Origin of the sequence: Desulfovibrio sp. JC010 (assembly GCF_010470675.1) — a bacterium.
GTDB lineage: Bacteria > Desulfobacterota > Desulfovibrionia > Desulfovibrionales > Desulfovibrionaceae > Maridesulfovibrio.
On record NZ_VOIQ01000004.1, the window covers coordinates 121,714 to 140,175 of the forward strand.

The following is an 18,462-nucleotide window of genomic DNA, read 5'->3' on the forward strand; positions in this document are numbered from 1 at the left end:
TGTTGACTTGCATTGGACTCAGGCATAGGTGGAAATTGTGAACAACGCAAATTGAACCAAATTTTTTGGAGGAATATATTATGTACGCAATCGGAACCATCAAGGCTTGGGCAGCTACCCGCGCAGCACGCAACGGCGGCGAAGTAAACCACAGCATGCACGCCGTGCTGACCATCGCATCCCTCGGTCTCTGGCTTCCCGTCTGGACCGTGGCTGCAATCCGCGAGACCAACAGTGCAAAAATGAGAAGCTCCCTCGTGGACCTGCGCCACATCGAGCGTCTTGAAATCTCCCCCGAGTACCGCAGACAGCTTGCACGCATGTCCCGCTAGGACTGCACGCACCAGATTCATAAAATGAATCCGGGTTGCAAAATATTTTTGCAACGCTGACTTTCGGGTAATACATCTTTTGCAGCTCCATTTATTTGAAGCTGCAGCATATTCAAGCCCGGTCCCCTTGCGAGCAATTGCGAGTGGGCCGGGCTTTTCACTTAATTGAAAATCACTTTCAACTTCCTTGCCTTTTGCAAACGGTTGAGATAATCTCAGTCCATCTTGCCGCTGTTTCACCCGAAACAGCCTCTCTGTTTCCCGCGCCAAAAACAGAACCTTGATTATTGCTGCACGTCACATCCTGTGCCGTGCTTTCATGCATTTTCAACTTAACGAGGTTCAATCATGTTTGAATACGATCTTGCCCACTGGTCAACATTCTTTTTAGCCGCCCTGCTGCTCAACATTTCACCGGGTCCGGACATGGCCTACATACTCAGCCATACCGTCACCGGAGGCAAAAAAGCCGGATTTTCCGCCATGTTCGGAATCTGGTCCGGGGCTTTTCTCTATGTAATCCTGACCGCTCTCGGTCTTGCCGCCGTTGTGGCAGCATCGGCAACCGCTTTCGCCATCGTAAAATGGGCCGGGGTGGGCTATCTTTTCTGGCTGGCCATCGATGCTTTTCGTTCCAAGGGAAGCGTTCTGGATATCAACAAAAGATCCAATCAACTGGATTCAGCCGCCATCTTCAAGCAGGGTATGTTCATCCACCTACTCAATCCCAAGGTGGCGACATTCTTCATAGCCTTCCTGCCGCAATTCGTAGTGGAAGGAGCCGGCCCGGTCTGGGCCCAGCTCATGCTGCACGGCACGCTCATCATCGTCACCGCCGCCTTTGTGGAACCGCCGCTGATCTATGCCGGAGACCGCATCACCGGAAAACTTCGCGAAAGCCAGAGGCTGCAAAGATGGCTGGACCGCGCTCTGGGATCACTATTTGTGGCGTTTGGGGTTAAGCTGGCTATGTATGAGCGGTAATTATTCATTCGAAAAATCAACTAGTCTTCCGGCGGTTCAAACCGTCGGAGTGCTTCTTCGAAATCCTCAATTGCTGGGGGATCGCCGTCAATATCAATACCAAACTCTTCTTTGAGCTTACGGCCCAATTCCTCATGAGAAATTACCCGTCCAGCTTCTACGTCATCTATGCCTTTCTGAATTTCAGCAGAATACCAGCGCAAATATTCTTCTTTGGTTTTGAACTCCATATTTCCTCCGGGGCCAGTTTACTTAATAAATATTAAGAATGCCAGTTGTACGGCCTTGCCTTTGCCATCCCCACCCCCATCTGCTACTTACCGGGTAACCAAAGGAGCTTACCCCATGAAAAAAATATTACTGACCATATTTATCCTCACCACAATCGGACTTTGCGGCTGCCAGCCACGGGTTAATCTCTTCCCGGACGGCACTGATCCCCTGCTTGAAAAAGTGCAGCAGGGTGAAGGCGAACACAAGGTGCTGCTTGTTTCCATTGACGGAACCATTTCCGCTGAAGGCAAACGCGGACTGCTGGGCAATTCCCCAAGTCTGGTGCAGGAGGTTTCCTCGCGCCTGAAAAAAGCTGCGGACGATGAAGATATCAAAGCACTGGTGCTCAAGGTCAACTCTCCCGGCGGCGGAGTAACTGCCAGCGATATCCTCTACAATGAGATACTGCGCTTCAAGGAAAAGACCGGAGCAAAAGTTGTTGTAAACATGATGGATGTGGCTGCTTCCGGCGGTTATTACGTCAGCCTTCCTGCGGACCGCATCATGGCCCACCCCACCACTCTGACCGGGTCTATAGGGGTAATTTTCATCCGCCCCAAGGTGGACGGACTCATGGATAAAATCGGCGTATCCGTTGAGGTCTCCAAATCGGGACGTAACAAGGACATGGGCTTTCCCTTCAAGCCGGACACCCCGGAACAGAAGAAAATCATCGATGACATCATCAAAGATTACGCGGACCGCTTTCAGGGACTGGTCAAAAAACACCGTTCCATCTCGGATGAAAATTTGAAAACCATCTTCAGCGCACAGGTATTCAGTGCACAGGGCGCAAAACAGGCCGGACTGGTGGACAGCCTCGGCTACCTGCCCGATGCGATAAAAGAAGCCTGCAAGCTGGCCGGAATTGATGAAAACTCACGGGTGATCACCTACAAGCGCAAGAGCTATCCCAACGACACTCTCTACAACTCCGCATCATCGCAGGCTTTATCCCCGGCACTGATCAATATCGATGCCGGGAACCTTATGCCGCCCAAGGCCGGATTCCATTATCTCTGGCTGCCGGCTGCAAAATGATTATAGCTTCACTGCTTTGCTTTCCATGAAAAAAGATGTATGAACTGCCCGTTTGACCTGATGACAGCAACCTCTTATACGGAGAACCAAATGAAAAAGAACAGCCTGATCCTTACACTCATCCTGCTTTTTTCTCTCGCTGTTTTCAGCGCATGCACACAGGAAACCCAGAACCGCATCGGCCGTTCTCTCCAGAACTGGACCGGGGTGGACGGGGTTCTTGAAATATATTCCGGCGGCAAGCTGATTAAACGATTCATTAAAATCGACAAGCTTTCCACTGCATCCGGCACCAAGGAACGCGTACAGCGTCCCTACCGATTCGGTTACGGCATCCTTGATGCCAACCTGAACGGCAAAGCAGACCCCGGTGAAAAGAAGGTCTACTTTGAATTCAGCGACTACTCTACCAATTACGTCTTCTTTGAAGACCCTAAAGCTAAAAAATAACTATTCCTGCCGGGCCTTGATGGTCCGGCATTTTTTTGATCATGAGAAAATGCATAAGAGCGGCGAGAGCCGTAACAATGGTCCATGGGAAAAATTCACGCTGTGAGGATTTTGCCCTTATTCACGACGGGGACCGTATCCTTGAAACCGGAACGTGGTCCGAACTGAAGGACGGCTTCTCCGGCGAAGTGGAAGACCTCGGCAATGTGACCATGGTCCCCGGGCTGATCAACGCGCATGTCCACCTTGAACTCTCGCACCTGAAAGGCAAGACCGTGCAGGAACAGGGGTTCATAAACTGGGTCAAATCCCTGCTTGCCAACCCCCTTTACGATCTCGACACTGAAGCGGTCCGCAAGGCGGTTAAGGAAATGCGCGGCAGCGGCACAGCCTTCTGCGTTGACATCTCCACCCGCAACTGTGCACAGGTTGCCGGGATCATGGATGAGCTTGGCATGGGCTTTTACGGTTGCTGCGAAGCCATCGGGGTGCAGGTCCCCAAGGAAGGGGCAAAATTCTTTCCACAAAAGGAATTCAAGCACGGACGCGCAGCCGGGTCCGGGCATTCCCTCTATTCCACCGGGGCCGAGCTTTTGCAGGCTGTAAAGAAAGCCAACAATGAAGCGGGACTGCCCTACCCCATCCACATGGCCGAGAACACGGAAGAGGATGAAATTGTGGCCCACGGCACAGGTGAATTCGCCGGGATGCTCAAAGGAGCCGGACTGCTGGCTGATTGCGGCAGCAAGGGACTGCGCCCTGTTGAATACGCGGATTCACTTGGACTGCTTGATGAATCCACCCTTGCGGTCCATTGTGTTCGGGTTGCGGATGAGGACATCAAGACCCTTGCCGAGCGTAAGGTGAATGTCTGCCTCTGCCCCCGCTCCAATACATACATCGGCGAAGGTCGCGCACCATGGGAAAAGATTCTGAAATCTGGTATAAACACTTGCCTTGGTACGGACAGCATCGCTTCCAACTATGATTTATCCATGTGGAACGAGCTGGAATACCTGCTTAGAAACCTAGAAATTTCCTTGTCCACGGCTGAAGCGCTTGCACTTGTGACCATCAACAGCGCAAAAGCCTTGAAAATAGACGACTCATACGGATCTCTGGAAAAGGGTAAACGGGCTGTTTTCGCAACTATTCCCGCCCATCTTGAAGATCTTTTGTTTTAATACTTTTTCGCACCGCAACTTAAGAGGTACTCTTATGGAATGGCGACATAAGGATCTGCTGGACGTCAGCCAGCTCAGCAAAGAAGAAGTGCAGCATGTTTTTGAAACTGCCACTTACTTTCAGGAAATCAACTCCCGTCCGGTAAAAAAGGTACCGACATTAAAAGGCCATAGTGTGGTCCTTTTTTTTGCCGAAGCCAGTACCCGGACCAAGACCTCCTTTGACATGGCCGGAAAGCGGCTTTCCTGTGACACCTTCTCCCTTGCCAAAAGCTCCAGCAGCCTGACCAAGGGCGAAACCCTCAAGGACACAGCCCTGACCCTGGAAGCCATGAACCCGGACGGCATTGTCATCCGCCACTGGGCCAGCGGCGCAGCGCAATTTCTGGCCGAGCGGCTCGATTGCAGCATCATCAATGCCGGTGACGGACGCCACGCCCACCCCACGCAGGCCCTTCTGGACGGATTCACCCTCTATCAGGAATGGGGTTCCCTTGCAGGCAAGACCATCCTCATTCTCGGCGACATCGCCCACAGCCGGGTGGCCCGCTCCAACCTGATCCTGCTCAACAAAATGGGTGCCAAGGTCCGTTTCTGCGGTCCACGCACCCTGCTCCCCCCGCAGATCAAAAAATGGGATGCCGAAGTCTACACCGACTTAAGCGAAGCCTGCAAAGGCGTGGATGCCATCATGTGTCTGCGACTGCAGCTGGAACGCCAGCAGGACGGACTTCTGCCCGATCTGCGCGAATACTCCAACTACTTCGGTCTCGGGCACAAGCAGATCGAGCTGGCCAAACCGGACGTAAAGATAATGCATCCCGGTCCCATGAACCGGGGGGTAGAGATCAACTCCGAGCTTGCAGACTGCGAAGCCAGCCTCGTACTCGATCAGGTTGCCTCCGGCGTCGCTACACGCATGGCCTTACTCTACCTGTATCTTACACGAAAAAAATAAGGAGAACAAAACATGACTCATCCTGAACTTGTTATCCGCAAGGCAGTCTGGAAGGGCGAAGAAGTCGATCTCCTAGTTGCTGAAGGTAAAATTTTGGAAGTTAAGCCTTCATCAGATACTATGTATGAAGGTGCGGAAATCGTAGCCGCAAAAGGGTTGATGCTCATGCCTTCCCTGACTGATGTCCATGTACACCTGCGGGAACCCGGCTTTGAATACAAGGAAGATATCGCGTCCGGCCTGAAAGCTGCGGTACATGGCGGTTTCTCCAACATCATGTGCATGGCCAATACTGATCCGGTCAATGACAATGCGGTTGTTACCGATGAAATGCTGCGCAAGGCCAGGGCGGCTTTTCCAGAAGGCGGACCGAGGCTCTTTCCCATCGGTGCGCTGACAAAGGGCCTTAAAGGCGAAGAACTGGCTCCCATGCATGAAATGGCTGAAGCCGGATGTGCTGCTTTTTCCAATGACGGCCTTCCGGTAAAGAACAGCGAGCTTTTCCGCCGGGCCATGGAATACGGTTCCGATACAGGAAAGCCCGTCATCGACCATTGCGAAGATCCCTATCTCGCCCCTGCTGCCGGAGTGAACGAAGGAGAAGTATCTTCCGTACTTGGACTGGCTGCACAGCCGGATGTGGCTGAAGCAACCCAGGTGGCCCGCGACCTGCTCATGGCCGAATATCTGGACATGCACATCCATCTGGCCCACATCTCCTGCCGTAAATCTGTGGATTTGATTGCTTGGGCCAAGAAGCGCGGTGTAAAGGTCACAGCTGAAACCTGCCCGCACTACCTGCTGCTCACCGAAGAAGCCCTGCACGGCTACCATTCGGACACCAAGGTCAACCCGCCCCTGCGCACTGCCGATGACGTGGAAGCATTGCTGGCAGCCATCAAAGACGGCACCATCGACATGTTCGCCACCGACCACGCGCCCCACGCGGCCCATGAAAAGGAAGTGGAATTCATGCAGGCACCCTGCGGCATTTCCGGTCTGGATTCAGCCCTCTCACTGACATGGTCGCTGGTTGCCGATGGCAAGATCAGCTTTGATGACTTTATCCGCATGTGGACCACCGCTCCCTGCGAGACTTTCGACCTGCCCCTGAACAGTTTCAAGAAGGGAGATCCGGCGGACTTCTTCCTCTTTGACCCTGCGCAGGAATGGGTACTTGATTCCGCGAGCATGCATTCAAAAGGAAAAAACACTCCTTTCCGGGGCCAAACCTTGAAAGGACGGGTTATAAGCCATTTCCTTAGCGGCAAAAAAATAGTATGACCTCTTTTAACAGGTTGTGAACAAACCTGTTAAGTAAGGCTAAAAGCTAACAAATTTATATAGTTGATTCACATCTGCCTCTAATTTAGCAGGCTGTTTATTTATGATAAGGAGATTTTAATGAGCGAACCTTTCAAGGACGCGGTGGGCATTTGTAAAACCATCATGCGTAATGGCTATGATGCTTACATTATTAACGAAAGGCTTCAGAAGCTGACCATCGAAGATAAAGGTGAGGAAATAGAACTGGATATTTCCACCGATCTTGATTTTAAAAAACTGGCCAAGATGTTCCCTAACATCCAACCCACAGAGCAGCCGGATGTTGCCGCTATTCTGAAAGAGGGCGGAAACACCTTTTATTTCTACACATCTGAAACCAGCAATTCTTCCCATCCTGAAGAGTGTGTTTCACGCATGACTCCGAGACTGCTCAAGGCTCTGGAAAAACAACATCAGATCCCCATGTCCGCTGCCTGTCCTTATATCCCGAAGGCTGCTGACCCCTATGAAGGATTTGCCGAACTGAGCAGCGGAGAAGTCCGCCTGCTGGGTATCCCGGATCAGACTCTTAAAAAAGATTACCTCATGGGCATCAGGGCATTGCGCTTTGCAGCCAACTACAACCTGCCCATTGAGACCAATACCAAAATCGCGATTATCCGCTCCTGCAAGCGTATTCTCGATTACGTACCCGTGCCTGAAATTATGGATGAATGGCGTAAGGTTGAATCCGAAAACATGTACGTTTTCGTTTCCCTGCTCTTCGAAACCATGCTCCTGCACGGCCTGATTCCCGAACTTGCCGCCCTCTCACGCCTGACTCAGGTAAAGAACAGCAAGACCGGGGAAACTGAAGATGTTTTCACCCACACACTCGATGTCATGCGCCTCTACCCCGAAGAACTGCCTTATGACTGGTTCGGAGTGGTAGCCTGCATGTTCCACGATGTAGGTAAACTCTACACAGCAGAAGAAGTGGACGGACACTGGCAGTTCCTGCAGCACCACCGTGTGGGCGCAAAAGTGACCAGAAAGATCCTGACCCGTCTCAACTTCCCGCAGGAAGATGTGGACCTGATCTGCGATCTGGTGCGCAACCACATGCGCTTCCACTTCATGCTCACCGACAAGGGTATCCGTAAATTCAAGGCACTGGATGAATATCCCCGCCTCATCGAGATGGTCCGTGCCGATATCAAAGCACGCGACACCACCTACAAGGAATTCAACCATAACCTCAAGATGCTTGAGCGTGCCGATATTCCCGAAGAAGCTCTTGATCCTTTCCTCAATGGTAACGAGATCATGCAGCACACCGGCCTCAAGCCCGGTCCCGGCGTAGGCATCATCCGTGAATCCCTGCTTAAAGCACAGATTTCCGGTGATGTAAGCAACATGGACGAAGCCATTGAGTATGTAAAAGAACAGGCTAAGAACGCGTAAGCCGTTCCCCATTACAGCACTTAAAAATCCCCGGCTCAGAACTCTCTGAACCGGGGATTTTCATTGCCTCAGCCCCTATGGCTTAAGGCCCCCGTCCAGCAACACACGGGAAATATCAAATGACTCAGCTGTCCAGCGCAATCCTGACCCCAAGACCGAGCATACACACACCGACCCCCTTCTCGATCCACTGCTTGCAGCGATTGAAAAACTTCAACGCACCGGGTGCGGTGAGCACAAAGACCACAAATGAGAACCACAACAGATGGGTCAGGGCGATAAAAATACCGATACCAATCTGCATGGACATGGGTGTCTCCGGCCTGATGACCTGCGTGAACAGGGCCATGAAAAAACAGACGGTTTTGGGATTTAAAACGTTACACATGAAACCGTTCCTGAACGCTTCGCTCACAGAACTGCTCAATCCCCCTTCGCCGCCGCAATCCTCCGCAGCCGCTCCCCCGGAAGCCATAAGTGAAGATATCCCCAGCCAGATCAGATAGGCTGCCCCGGCATATCTGACAGCCTCCAGAACCCAGGAGAAAGTATTAACCACATACCCCAGCCCCAGCAGGATATATGTGGTATGGACCATGACCCCGCAGCCGATTCCGGCCGCTGTTGCCAGCCCCAGTTTCCGGCCGTAACGCAGACCGTTGCGCACTATAATCGCAAAATCAGGCCCGGGACTAACCACAGCCAGAACGGTCACCATCCCGACTAACAATAAATTTGAATCGATAAAATTATTCATATAATTTTCTCTCCTGAATCAATTTATATATTGTAGTAGAACTATTTCCGTGAAATAAAAAACGAATAGTTTTCCACTCAATTGTGAATTAAATTCACAGGAATCAATATGAAACCACTCCCACCCCTAAGTCCGCTGGTCAGTTTCCGGGCGGCAGCAGCCAACTTGAGCTTCACCAAAGCAGCCGCAGAACTACACCTGACCCATGGCGCAGTCAGCAAGGCCGTGAAACAACTGGAAGAATATTACGGCCTGAAACTCTTCCACAGGCGAAACCGGGCAATATCCCTGACTTCAAAGGGACGCTTCCTTTTTCAGCACGTAGATAGAATGCTGAATGAGCTTGAAGAAGTGAGCGAGCAGATGCGCATAGCCGAGAACGGACAGAGAATCTCAGTTTCCTGCGAACCATCCCTGAGCATGCGCTGGCTCATGCCCCATCTGGAACATTTCCATAAGAAATTTCCCGGCACTGAAATTCATATTTCCACAGCCGGAGGCCCCATTGATTTATCCTCAGAAGGGGTGCATCTAGCCATACGCCGTTCGGATTTTTCATGGCCCGCAGGCTACCATGCCCTGCCGCTGGGCAGGGAACGCATAGGACCTGTGTGCAGCCCGTCATATTGGCAAAAGAATAAACACCAAGCCCTGAAAATCCTGCATACCCGCACCCGTAAAGAAGCATGGTCGGATTGGGAACAATATTCCGGCAAAATTCTTGATGCAGAATCAGAACAATTTTACGACCACTTTTATTTCAGCCTGCAGGCGGCAGTAGCCGGACTGGGCATGGGCATGGGACCGGAGCCGCTTGTGGCAGATGACCTTGAAAGCGGACTGCTTGTGGCTCCATACGGGTTCGTGGAAACTCCCATTTCATACGTGGTGTTATCATTGAATAAAATTGATGAAGATAAGCAGCTGAATGATTTTGTTAGTTGGGTGCGGGAACATATTCCTTTGGAGAAGGCGGGGGTGGGGTAGTATAATACATTGCTGTCAGTCATCTGTTGGAGGCTTTTATAACTCAACATGAATCAATTCTCTTACTAAAATAGTCTTCATCGGAATATCCATCAATCCAAGACCAAGCTGCAAAAATCTGCCATAAAATTCCAAAAAACATCTTAAAATCGTCTTCTTGTGCGTCACGATATTTAAAAAGTAATCGGTAAACATTTTTAAAAAATCGAAACTCTTCATCAGCATCAAAATCGAACTTAACTAACAAAAATTCTATTTCTTTTAAAAATATTACTATTTCTTCATCTAATGCTTTGCGGTAATAAGGGTCATAATCAAAATTATTTGATATTAAAATCCACCTATCGCTAAGGCCATCATCTTTAATTGAAAAATATTTCTTAAAATTCTCTGGAGAAACTAAACTTTCAACTAATTCGCAATCAATATTTGCATCGAAATAATCTTTGCCTGCACTCAAAAACAATGAAATACATTCACACTTAAAATCTTTATACACATTCTTAAGATTATTTAATATAATAAGTTGACGCCTTCTCTCTGGGATATATACGATAAACACAAAAAATATTGCAGATGACAAAATTGCTATAGCAAGATTAAACAAAATCAATTCTAACTTTAAATACGTTGATGCTAATTTTAAATTTAAAAAGGCATCTAAAACAAGATAGAAAACTGCAATTGAAACTAAAACAATTAAAGCCACATTTCTTTTCGCAAACAACTCAAGTTCTTTATTTGTGTCCATATCTAACTCAACTATGCATTTATAAAAAAATCCGGCCTGAACTTTTCAGGCCGGATTTGAAACGAACAAAGAAACAACGAACCTAAAAATCGCAAATATCCTTCTCCATGTCATTGCGCAGATGGCCCTGACCGGTGGATTCGAGAACTGCGCGCCAGTAGTCGGACTTGATGTTCAGCTTCTTGCGCTTGATGGTTACCACATCCAGCGGCAGGTGCACGTAGCGGGCCTGCAAGCGGCTGACAACCATTCCGGTCTTTCCGGCCATGGCCGCGTGAACAGCATGCTGGCCGAGGAAACCGCAGTAAACGCAGTCGTTGGCATTGGCCGGGACTGAGCGGATGATATAACTGGGGTCAATGAATTTCAGGGTGATGTCCTTACCCACATCCTTGAAGTAGTCCTTGATGCGGCGGATGATCAGGGTGCAGACATCGCAAAGCACCGGGTTGCCGGAGGCGTCCTTCTCCCCGGTATATTCGCACTGTTCCTGCCCGGCACCTTCGGCGCAGACAATTACCGCATGCTGACGCTCGTCCAGACGTTTTTCAAGGGAACGCAGCAGACCGTACTCCCCGTCAAATTCAAAGGGATGCTCAGGCACGAGCACGAAGTTTACATCCTTGAGGGCCAGTGTGGCCTGTGCGGCAATGAAACCGGACTCACGGCCCATGAGCTTGACCAGCCCGATGCCGTTGACGACGCCCACGGATTCAACATGTGCTGACTGGATAGCCTCGGTGGCCTTATCTACTGCGGTATCAAAACCGAAAGATTTGGTGACGAAGCTGATATCGTTATCAATGGTCTTGGGGACCCCGATGATGGAAATCCTGATCTGGCGCTTTTCAATCTCTTCCACGATCTTCTGGGCCGCGCGCATGGTGCCGTCCCCGCCGATCATGAAGAGCACGGAAATATTCATACGTTCAAGGGCATCCACCACCTCTTCCGGGTCCTGAGGGCCGCGGGAGGAACCGAGGATGGTACCGCCGAACTGGTGGATATTGGCAACCTTGTCGGCGGTAAGCTCCACAACATCATGTCCGTACTTGGGGATGAAGCCCTGCAAGCCGAACTTGATACCCAGCACCGCAGGCACCTTGTACAGGTAATGCGCCTCCAGCACGATAGAACGGATAACATCGTTCAGACCGGGGCAGAGGCCGCCGCAGGTTACAACTGCGCACTTGGTTTTGGAGGGGTCAAAATATGTGAAAGCTCTTGGCCCGGCTTTCTCAAATTCCTGATAAACATCATTGCCGGAGGATGAATCCATTTCCTCTTCAGCAAGGTTGACCAGAGTCCGTTCCTTATCCTCAATAAACACACAACGCTTAAGCGGGGAAGGAATCTTGGCCTTGCCCAGCACCGGTATTTCAGTATTGATCTGCTCTGCTTTGGTAGCTTTTTTAACCATTTCGAACCTCCTGCGGAATCCAGTGTTTCCGCCAGTCGTGAATAGCAGTTATCTTACTTCGCCCTCTATAAGCGGCACCCAGAGGGCCGGACTCTCTGCCAGAACGGATTGGCGTACGGGCAACTCCAAGGGATGGGGATTCCTGTTGGCGTTGCTGCCGGCATCCTCCCACCAAAGGTAAAAACCTTTATTTTCAATATGCCTGCCGTAAAGCAGCATTGTCCCGCGCTGGCAGACAAGGTCATAGAGGCGAAACATTTTCTTACCTGCCTTGTATACACCTTTACGGGGTGAAATCAATTTCCAGTCATCTGCTTCCGATCCGCTGATCTCTTTACCGTCCAGCGCACTATAGTAACGGGTTTTGCGGTCAAGATCACGAACTCTGAGTAACTTTTCTGCGGCGGAATAGGAAACAATAAACATAGGCCTGCCCAGATGCTCGGTAATTTTCCAGCGATCCACCCCGGTGGAATAGACCAGACCACCGTTACGTTTGTATATCCAGGCCGGTTCCTGTACCAATGCATCGAACTTCTTGACGGTCGCTCTTTTACGCAGATCCCAATAGACTTCGCTGCCGTTATCGCGGGTCAGGCAAACCACATATCCGGACATTCTGGCTTCCACAAAAGGCCCACCGGGAACCTCGTCCGAATCCATGCGGGCCTGTTTCTTGGTGCCGTGCTTGATAATCCTGCCTGAAGCCTCCACAGCCAGAAGCACGCCCTGTCCCGGAGTATAACCGATAAAGAGCGGTGTGCCTTCAAGAATGGATATTTCCTGCAACGGACCGGAGACCGGGCCGCTGAGCAGGGAATTGAAGCTGTCGATGACCCCCAGCCACTCCCCGGTGTTTGAGAGGGCCATCATTTTGACCGGGCCGTGCTCCACCGGAAGCTCTCCCGGAACCCTTGAGCACTGCTCAAGGTCGAAGACATAAATTTCATTACCATCCCGGCCCGTAGCCGCAAGAGTCGGGCTTCCGGGACCGTATCCGGTCTGCAAAGCTCCGCCGCCTCCGGGCAAACGCACCTTGCGGCATTTGTATTTACTCCAGACCCGGACAGTGCCGTCGTAAAGGGCAGCGGCAAGTCCCTCCTCATTCCCGGCATAAGAGGCGACCCCTCCGGCAATAATCGGCAGGGCCTTTTCCCTTTTCACTGAAATATAGAGCTTGTCTTCAAGACCCATGAAAGGTGGTTCGTACAGCTTTTTAGCACTGACATATTTCTTGCTCAGCAAAAGTGAAACATAACTTTTCAGAGATTTTGTAGTACCCTTCCGCAACTGGGAAGGCACATCAATATAAGCCTGCCCCACTCTTTCTTTTGATGCGGCATTTCCCTGAACGGGCATCCCGACTGCAACAACCGCCAGAAGCAGTGCTGTAAACACGGCTTTGAAATTTTTAGAAATCATCCCTCGTTTTCCTTGATTTTCCTGCTCTGCAAGGTGATGCGCTCGACTATGGTTTTGTAATATTCATCTTCCTCGCCGATGGCTATTTCCTTTCCGCGCATATTTTTGATGCGTTCAAAAAGCAGATTCACTTTCTGCATCTGCGTATAGCGTTCCTTTTCATCTTCCATATATTCAAGCAAATCAAGGGCAGAATGAATATCTTTTCTGAGTTGCACTTCTGGAGGAAGGTAACCGCCGTTTTTAAGAGCCTTGTAGGCCATGCGCAATTCCGCAGGGATCATGGAATCATCTTCCAGCTCCAGAGGCTTTCCACGGCCCGGAAGATCCTCGAATTCACCCTTGCGCTCAGCTTCTTTGATCCGTGATTCGGCTATGGCTGCAATAATATACATCAGCGTCCTGTATTGCGGGAGAGCATTTCCCCTCCCAGACCGTCTATCCATAAAACTGTTTTTTTCATCACTCCGTCCACGGCCTGCTGGGCTGCATCGGCTACTGACTGCCCGCGCAGGGATTTTACCGGAGCCTCAGCTTCAATCAGCTTGCGTCCCAGCAGTTCCTTGCCGCTGCTGTCCCAGAGGGAATAACGCACCGCGACCTTAAAAGCATCCCCGCCATTACGCTGGAGCTCAAAGGAAGTGATGACCCCGGAAAGGACCAGCTCTCTTTCGATTCCCGGACGGTACGGGCTGACCACCTCGTAGCTGTTCATGCAGTTCAAGGCAGGCCCGGCAATGAGGTCCAGAATTTCCGCCGGGGTGCCTTCCCAGCTCCAGCGGTAGTCGGGCTTCATGACCTGCCCTTTGGCAATGACCACAGTTTCGCGGTCAAGGGCGGGCAGGCTGGTGAAACGTTTCAGGGCCAGCCGGGGCATATCCGGATTCACCTCTTCACATCCGCTGGTATAGCCGTTGTCCCCCACCCGCAGGTAGGAAGACTCCACTGATTTGCCGCCGATGCATCCGGTGGAAGACAATGCAAGAACCAGAATTATGAGGAATGAAATTTTCTTAGTCATGTTCAGCTCCCTGCGGGGGATTTAAGACCTGCCACGGACGTTCACGCAGCGACCGGGCCAGACGATTCATTTCACGGGAAAGACGATTGATGTTTACCAGAATGATTTCCAGCTCTTCCTGATCATATTCCACATTGCGGCGCAGATCTGCGGTCAACCCTTCGATTCCGTCCACAGCCCGTGAGACATCCCCGCCCACATCACTCAGGGTGCTGCTCATGTCACCCTGCAAAGTCGCGATGGCTGTTTCCACCTTCTGCAAAGTATCGGTCAGTTCCGCAGTCAGGACGGTTATATTTTTTGATCCCGCGTTCATGGCCCCGGCTCCGGAGCGGGCCAGCTTTGTCCACTCTTCCCGGAAAGTGACCAGGGTGGCATTGGTTTCAGCAAGCACCTCAGGAGCCATTTTCAGGCTTTTTCCGATGTTGGACATATTCTCAGGGGAAAAAAGCATCTCAAAGGCATTTACGGCCCTTTCAAGCTGAGGGGTCAATGCGGCCACTGATTTGCCCATTTCTGCGGCCACTTCGTTCATACTCATCTTTACTGCCGAAGGAATTGAATCACCTTCGGAAAGTTTCGGACCGGCATCGCCGCGCAGCTCCAGAAGAATGTAGTTATCACCCACCAACCCCTTCTGGGTGACCATAGCCGTTGTGCCGCGGTAGAGGGGAAAATCACGATCCACGTTGATGACCACGGAAATGCGTCCGGGATTGTCAGCATCTACAGTGATGGAATCCACCTTGCCCACACTTAAGCCTGCATATTTCACCGGACGGCCGGGGGTCAGGTCCTTCACGTTGCGGAAAAGGATTTTGTATTGTGAGTAGTCGGAAAAGAAATCATGGCCGCCCAGAAAAACAATAAACAGGCCGAGCACGGTCAGCCCTGCAAGAGCGGCCAATGCGGCCTTGATCATATCGGCAGCCGAGCTGCGCGGATTGAGTACCATCACATATCTCCCGTAATCAGACCCGGCTCCGGAACTTCACGGCCCGTTCCATGCTTGGATCAATCTCCGTAGGCCTGCGTTCCAGAAAGTCGATTATATATTCATCATCGGACTGCTGCAGTCCTTCTACATCTCCCTGATAAAGACAACGCCCCTTGTGCAGGACCACCACGTGATCGGCAATATTGAACAAGCTGTCCAGATCATGGGTGACCACCACGGTGGTGACGTGAAAAGTTTCCTTGAGCTTGAGGATGAGCTGGTCAAGATCTGCGGCGGTGATGGGATCCAGCCCGGAGGAAGGCTCATCGCAAAGCAGGGTTGTCGGGTCCATGACCATGGCCCGGGCCAGCCCTGCCCTTTTACGCATGCCACCTGAAAGCTGGTTGGGAAAATAATGCATGAAATCCCCCAGCCCGACCATACGCAGCTTCATCAGCACAACTTCCTCGATGATTGAATCAGGCAGGTCAGTATGTTCCTGCATGGGCAGAGCCACATTTTCACCGAGGGTCAATGAGCCGAGCATGGCCCCGTCCTGAAAGAGGACCCCCATGCGGGTCCTGATCTGCTTGTACTCCTCACCGCTGTCCAGAGAGGTCAGATTGGTATCGCCCAGAAAGATCTCACCCGACACAGGAGTGTTCAGGCCGAGGATATGACGCAGCAGGGTTGATTTGCCGCACCCTGAACCGCCGAGGATCACACTGATCTTCCCGGCAGGCAGCACGGCATTGAGGTCGCGCATGAGCACATGGCCCGGATAACCGAGGCTGAGCTTCCTTAGCGTTATGTCCTGTGCAAACCTTGATAACTTCATGATCTTCTACCGGAAAAGAAAGTTAAGTGCCGTAAAAAACAGGTCCAGCAATATTATCATGAATATGGAGATAACAACAGAATTGGTTGTCTTGCGCCCGACATCGGCAGCACCCTCACGGGCCAAAAAACCCTGCCAGCAGCCGATAATGGTGATGGCCACGGCAAAGCCCCCGGCCTTGACCAGTCCGGCCAGCACGTCATGCAGCTTGAGAAATTCCACGGAGTTATTGAAGTAGGTGACTTTGTTGATCCCGAGGGCAATGGCGGAAAAGGCCCCGCCGGAAAAGATACCCACAAAATCGGCCCAGACAGTCAGGCAGGGAACCATGATCAGCATGGCGATCAATTTGGGAACAACAAGGAAACGGACCGGCTCGATGCCCATAACCTCAAGGGCGTCGATCTCTTCGGAAATCTGCATGGTTGCGATTTCCGCTGTAAAGGCGGCACCGGAACGTCCGGTAACGATGATGGCGGTGAGCAGTGGACCCAGCTCACGAATGATGGTCACGCCCACGAGATTGGCCACATAGCTGATGGCCCCGACCTTCTCCAGCTGCTGGGCTGATTGCAGGGCGAGAATGATGCCCGTACAGGCTGAAATAACGCTGACTATGGGAATGGAATCAGCACCTACAGAAGCGAGATCACGCAGGAGCCTTTTACGGTAAAAGGACTTTTTCTTTCCGGACTTGAAACGCAGGCAGCCGAGGAGTCTGGAAACCATCCATGCGAGCACTTGCAATCCATTCATCCCAGATAACTCCCTTTACCGCCCGGACGGATTGATCACAGCCCAAACAAAGATTTGACCTGCGTAAGATTCAAAAGCCTGTCCACCTGATCGGTAACCGCGATGATCTTCACCGTGCGGCTGTCCTTGACCAGAATTCTGCGCAACTCGATCAGCGAGGCCAGACCGGAACTGTCCAGATACTCAAGCTCGGAAAGATCCACCCGGACTTCACCGGAGGTCTTCTTCACAAAATGATGCATTTCATCCCTAAGCTCAGGGGTCCCGGTGAAGTCCACTTCACCGCTGATCTTGATCAGGACCTCCTCCAGCGAGGATTCCATTTTCCAGCCTGTACCCATAAAATATCTCCTTAAGCCCTGTATATCTCGACTACGGTTGTATCGTCGTTGGGAGGGGTCTCCCCTCTCCAGTCAGCAACGGCTTTGAGCAGCTTTTCCCCGGCCTGCGGAACACCTTCCTGCCTGAGCGTTTCTTCCATACGCTCTTCACCGAAGAACTCTCCCTGCGCATCTCTTGCTTCATCCACTCCGTCACTGACAATAACTAAGGACTGCCCCTTTTCAAGACAGAACTCCCCGGTCTCAAAATCACCGTCCTCAAGAATTCCTACGGGCAGACCGAAAGTTTTTTCAATAGGATCAGCCGTCCCTTCATCTACCAGAAACGGCGGCGGGTGGCCGGCCATACTGTATTCACATTTTCCGCTTTCCGGGAAGTAACGCAGCAAAGCCATGGTGGCGAAGACCTCTCCGTTCATAAAATCAAATGCGCCGCTATTGACCGCCTTGAGCATTTCGCCCGGAGCTTTTTCATTCAAAGCCTCAGCCCTGATTCTGGTCCACAGGGCAGACATGATCAAAGCCGCAGGCAGCCCCTTACCGGAAACGTCAGCCACATAAATATACCAGCTTCCGTCGGAATTGGGTATAAAATCGTACAAATCTCCGCCCACAAACTGAGCCGGGAGAGAACTGCCCCAGATTATATTGCCACCTTCCAGTTTCGGCTGACGGGGATTGAACTGTTTCTGGATACGGGCGGCAGCTTCCAGCTGGGTCTCAAATTTCTGCTGATTCAGACGCTGCAGCATAAGCTCGGAGCGGACCAGAGCCACCCCTGCCAGATGGCCGAAGCTTTCAAGCAGTTCTTCATCCTCTTTGCCGAAGCATTCCTTGTCCACAGAATTAAGGACCTGTACAACGCCCAGCAATTCATCATTATGAATGATCGGGGTGCAGAGGATGCATTTGGTTGTAAACCCGGTCTTCCTGTCCGCCTCTTTGGAGAAACGGTCATCACTCTGGGCATCGACCACATTCAGCGGTTGCTGATGCTCGGCCACCCAGCCGGCAATTCCCTGCCCCATGGGCAGTTCAAAGCCGGTCTTCAAATTTTTCATGGCCTTATCACCGAGCACATCATTCATGGCCCATGCAAAATTAAGGACATTTTTTTCTTTATTATAAAGCATGATCGAGGAAGCCTCGGCACCGGTCACATCCTGCGCCAGCCTTAGCAGCTGCGGCAGCAGATCAACCAGAGACTCAATACTGGCCAAAACCTGATTGGCCTGAATCAACTTCTTTAACCTGTTCGCCTGCGTCTTCAAAACTCCCCC

Annotated in this window: 21 protein-coding genes; 9 read left to right on the forward strand and 12 right to left on the reverse strand. The window is 51.3% G+C overall.

Translation table 11 applies throughout. The annotated features are described in order from the left end of the window. Positions 1–80 precede the first annotated feature (80 nt). Both FMR86_RS05920 and FMR86_RS05925 read left to right on the forward strand, forming a co-directional pair. Positions 81–332 carry a hypothetical protein gene (locus FMR86_RS05920; RefSeq protein WP_163350168.1) on the forward strand — a complete coding sequence of 84 codons (252 nt, stop codon included), beginning with the start codon at positions 81–83 and terminating at the stop codon, positions 330–332. Between the two features lie 348 nt (positions 333–680). Beyond that, positions 681–1,316, forward strand: coding sequence for a LysE family translocator (locus FMR86_RS05925; protein WP_163350169.1), 636 nt, complete (start codon positions 681–683; stop codon positions 1,314–1,316). A 20-nt stretch (positions 1,317–1,336) separates the two neighbouring features. Here the strand turns inward: FMR86_RS05925 and FMR86_RS20375 are convergent, their stop codons facing one another. Beyond that, on the reverse strand, positions 1,337–1,546 hold the full coding sequence (locus FMR86_RS20375; RefSeq protein WP_203544789.1) for a hypothetical protein: 210 nt from the start codon (positions 1,544–1,546) through the stop codon (positions 1,337–1,339). Positions 1,547–1,661: 115 nt separating this feature from the next. Here FMR86_RS20375 and sppA point away from each other — a divergent pair, with 115 nt between their 5' ends. The 6 genes from sppA (at position 1,662) to FMR86_RS05960 (ending at position 7,952) form a co-directional block, all read left to right on the forward strand. After that, the gene (sppA, locus tag FMR86_RS05935; protein WP_163350170.1) at positions 1,662–2,630 is read left to right on the forward strand and encodes a signal peptide peptidase SppA; all 969 of its coding nucleotides are present in this window, start codon (positions 1,662–1,664) and stop codon (positions 2,628–2,630) included. Positions 2,631–2,720: 90 nt separating this feature from the next. Next, a complete protein-coding gene (locus FMR86_RS05940; RefSeq protein WP_163350171.1) occupies positions 2,721–3,080 on the forward strand; it encodes a hypothetical protein in 360 nt (119 codons plus the stop codon). A gap of 77 nt (positions 3,081–3,157) precedes the next feature. After that, positions 3,158–4,264 (forward strand): amidohydrolase family protein, encoded by a 1,107-nt coding sequence (locus FMR86_RS05945; RefSeq protein WP_239057158.1) that lies wholly within the window; start codon positions 3,158–3,160, stop codon positions 4,262–4,264. Positions 4,265–4,298: 34 nt separating this feature from the next. Further along, positions 4,299–5,222, forward strand: a complete 924-nt coding sequence (locus FMR86_RS05950) for an aspartate carbamoyltransferase catalytic subunit (protein ID WP_163350173.1) — start codon at positions 4,299–4,301, stop codon at positions 5,220–5,222. Positions 5,223–5,234: 12 nt separating this feature from the next. Next, positions 5,235–6,506, forward strand: a complete 1,272-nt coding sequence (locus tag FMR86_RS05955) for a dihydroorotase (RefSeq protein WP_163350174.1) — start codon at positions 5,235–5,237, stop codon at positions 6,504–6,506. Between the two features lie 120 nt (positions 6,507–6,626). Further along, positions 6,627–7,952, forward strand: coding sequence for an HD domain-containing protein (locus FMR86_RS05960; protein WP_163350175.1), 1,326 nt, complete (start codon positions 6,627–6,629; stop codon positions 7,950–7,952). Between the two features lie 124 nt (positions 7,953–8,076). On the opposite strand, the gene FMR86_RS05965 is transcribed toward FMR86_RS05960, so the two are convergent. Beyond that, positions 8,077–8,709, reverse strand: a complete 633-nt coding sequence (locus FMR86_RS05965; RefSeq protein WP_163350176.1) for a LysE family translocator — start codon at positions 8,707–8,709, stop codon at positions 8,077–8,079. A gap of 108 nt (positions 8,710–8,817) precedes the next feature. On the opposite strand from FMR86_RS05965, the gene FMR86_RS05970 reads away from it, so the two are divergent. Then, on the forward strand, positions 8,818–9,696 hold the full coding sequence (locus tag FMR86_RS05970) for a LysR substrate-binding domain-containing protein (protein ID WP_163350177.1): 879 nt from the start codon (positions 8,818–8,820) through the stop codon (positions 9,694–9,696). Between the two features lie 43 nt (positions 9,697–9,739). Here FMR86_RS05970 and FMR86_RS05975 read toward each other — a convergent pair whose 3' ends face one another. The 10 genes from FMR86_RS05975 to FMR86_RS06020 all read right to left on the reverse strand — a co-directional run bounded on the left by FMR86_RS05975 (position 9,740) and on the right by FMR86_RS06020 (position 18,453). Beyond that, complete coding sequence (locus FMR86_RS05975; RefSeq protein WP_163350178.1) at positions 9,740–10,447, reverse strand: hypothetical protein; 708 nt, start codon at positions 10,445–10,447, stop codon at positions 9,740–9,742. 82 nt (positions 10,448–10,529) lie between these two features. Continuing rightward, positions 10,530–11,867: an ATP-dependent 6-phosphofructokinase gene (locus tag FMR86_RS05980; protein ID WP_163350179.1), complete on the reverse strand. Its 1,338-nt coding sequence runs from the start codon at positions 11,865–11,867 to the stop codon at positions 10,530–10,532. Positions 11,868–11,915: 48 nt separating this feature from the next. After that, positions 11,916–13,289: a WD40 repeat domain-containing protein gene (locus FMR86_RS05985; protein WP_163350180.1), complete on the reverse strand. Its 1,374-nt coding sequence runs from the start codon at positions 13,287–13,289 to the stop codon at positions 11,916–11,918. After that, positions 13,286–13,684, reverse strand: coding sequence for a DnaJ family domain-containing protein (locus FMR86_RS05990; protein ID WP_163350181.1), 399 nt, complete (start codon positions 13,682–13,684; stop codon positions 13,286–13,288). Before FMR86_RS05990 ends, FMR86_RS05985 begins: the two co-directional genes overlap by 4 nt. Next, positions 13,684–14,310 carry an ABC-type transport auxiliary lipoprotein family protein gene (locus FMR86_RS05995; protein ID WP_163350182.1) on the reverse strand — a complete coding sequence of 209 codons (627 nt, stop codon included), beginning with the start codon at positions 14,308–14,310 and terminating at the stop codon, positions 13,684–13,686. Before FMR86_RS05995 ends, FMR86_RS05990 begins: the two co-directional genes overlap by 1 nt. After that, the gene (locus FMR86_RS06000; protein ID WP_163350183.1) at positions 14,303–15,265 is read right to left on the reverse strand and encodes an MlaD family protein; all 963 of its coding nucleotides are present in this window, start codon (positions 15,263–15,265) and stop codon (positions 14,303–14,305) included. Before FMR86_RS06000 ends, FMR86_RS05995 begins: the two co-directional genes overlap by 8 nt. Positions 15,266–15,281: 16 nt before the next feature. Continuing rightward, positions 15,282–16,085 carry an ABC transporter ATP-binding protein gene (locus FMR86_RS06005; protein WP_163350184.1) on the reverse strand — a complete coding sequence of 268 codons (804 nt, stop codon included), beginning with the start codon at positions 16,083–16,085 and terminating at the stop codon, positions 15,282–15,284. 6 nt (positions 16,086–16,091) lie between these two features. Then, on the reverse strand, positions 16,092–16,841 hold the full coding sequence (locus FMR86_RS06010) for an ABC transporter permease (protein WP_163350185.1): 750 nt from the start codon (positions 16,839–16,841) through the stop codon (positions 16,092–16,094). A gap of 35 nt (positions 16,842–16,876) precedes the next feature. Next, a complete protein-coding gene (locus FMR86_RS06015) occupies positions 16,877–17,182 on the reverse strand; it encodes an STAS domain-containing protein (RefSeq protein ID WP_163350186.1) in 306 nt (101 codons plus the stop codon). An 11-nt stretch (positions 17,183–17,193) separates the two neighbouring features. Then, positions 17,194–18,453 (reverse strand): GAF domain-containing SpoIIE family protein phosphatase, encoded by a 1,260-nt coding sequence (locus tag FMR86_RS06020; RefSeq protein ID WP_163350187.1) that lies wholly within the window; start codon positions 18,451–18,453, stop codon positions 17,194–17,196. Positions 18,454–18,462 lie beyond the last annotated feature (9 nt).

Bases quoted from the DNA above. Each gene is read 5' to 3' on its own strand.
- FMR86_RS05965 (WP_163350176.1), bottom strand. From the start codon at position 8,709: ATGAATAATTTTATCGATTCAAATTTATTGTTAGTCGGGATGGTGACC.
- FMR86_RS05940 (WP_163350171.1), top strand. From the start codon at position 2,721: ATGAAAAAGAACAGCCTGATCCTTACACTCATCCTGCTTTTTTCTCTC.
- FMR86_RS05975 (WP_163350178.1), bottom strand. From the start codon at position 10,447: ATGGACACAAATAAAGAACTTGAGTTGTTTGCGAAAAGAAATGTGGCT.
- FMR86_RS05995 (WP_163350182.1), bottom strand. From the start codon at position 14,310: ATGACTAAGAAAATTTCATTCCTCATAATTCTGGTTCTTGCATTGTCT.
- FMR86_RS05925 (WP_163350169.1), top strand. From the start codon at position 681: ATGTTTGAATACGATCTTGCCCACTGGTCAACATTCTTTTTAGCCGCC.
- FMR86_RS05955 (WP_163350174.1), top strand. From the start codon at position 5,235: ATGACTCATCCTGAACTTGTTATCCGCAAGGCAGTCTGGAAGGGCGAA.
- FMR86_RS05945 (WP_239057158.1), top strand. From the start codon at position 3,158: ATGGTCCATGGGAAAAATTCACGCTGTGAGGATTTTGCCCTTATTCAC.
- FMR86_RS05970 (WP_163350177.1), top strand. From the start codon at position 8,818: ATGAAACCACTCCCACCCCTAAGTCCGCTGGTCAGTTTCCGGGCGGCA.
- FMR86_RS05950 (WP_163350173.1), top strand. From the start codon at position 4,299: ATGGAATGGCGACATAAGGATCTGCTGGACGTCAGCCAGCTCAGCAAA.
- FMR86_RS20375 (WP_203544789.1), bottom strand. From the start codon at position 1,546: ATGGAGTTCAAAACCAAAGAAGAATATTTGCGCTGGTATTCTGCTGAA.
- FMR86_RS06010 (WP_163350185.1), bottom strand. From the start codon at position 16,841: ATGAATGGATTGCAAGTGCTCGCATGGATGGTTTCCAGACTCCTCGGC.
- FMR86_RS05980 (WP_163350179.1), bottom strand. From the start codon at position 11,867: ATGGTTAAAAAAGCTACCAAAGCAGAGCAGATCAATACTGAAATACCG.
- FMR86_RS05985 (WP_163350180.1), bottom strand. From the start codon at position 13,289: ATGATTTCTAAAAATTTCAAAGCCGTGTTTACAGCACTGCTTCTGGCG.
- FMR86_RS05960 (WP_163350175.1), top strand. From the start codon at position 6,627: ATGAGCGAACCTTTCAAGGACGCGGTGGGCATTTGTAAAACCATCATG.
- FMR86_RS06005 (WP_163350184.1), bottom strand. From the start codon at position 16,085: ATGAAGTTATCAAGGTTTGCACAGGACATAACGCTAAGGAAGCTCAGC.
- FMR86_RS05990 (WP_163350181.1), bottom strand. From the start codon at position 13,684: ATGTATATTATTGCAGCCATAGCCGAATCACGGATCAAAGAAGCTGAG.
- FMR86_RS05920 (WP_163350168.1), top strand. From the start codon at position 81: ATGTACGCAATCGGAACCATCAAGGCTTGGGCAGCTACCCGCGCAGCA.
- sppA (WP_163350170.1), top strand. From the start codon at position 1,662: ATGAAAAAAATATTACTGACCATATTTATCCTCACCACAATCGGACTT.
- FMR86_RS06000 (WP_163350183.1), bottom strand. From the start codon at position 15,265: ATGGTACTCAATCCGCGCAGCTCGGCTGCCGATATGATCAAGGCCGCA.
- FMR86_RS06015 (WP_163350186.1), bottom strand. From the start codon at position 17,182: ATGGGTACAGGCTGGAAAATGGAATCCTCGCTGGAGGAGGTCCTGATC.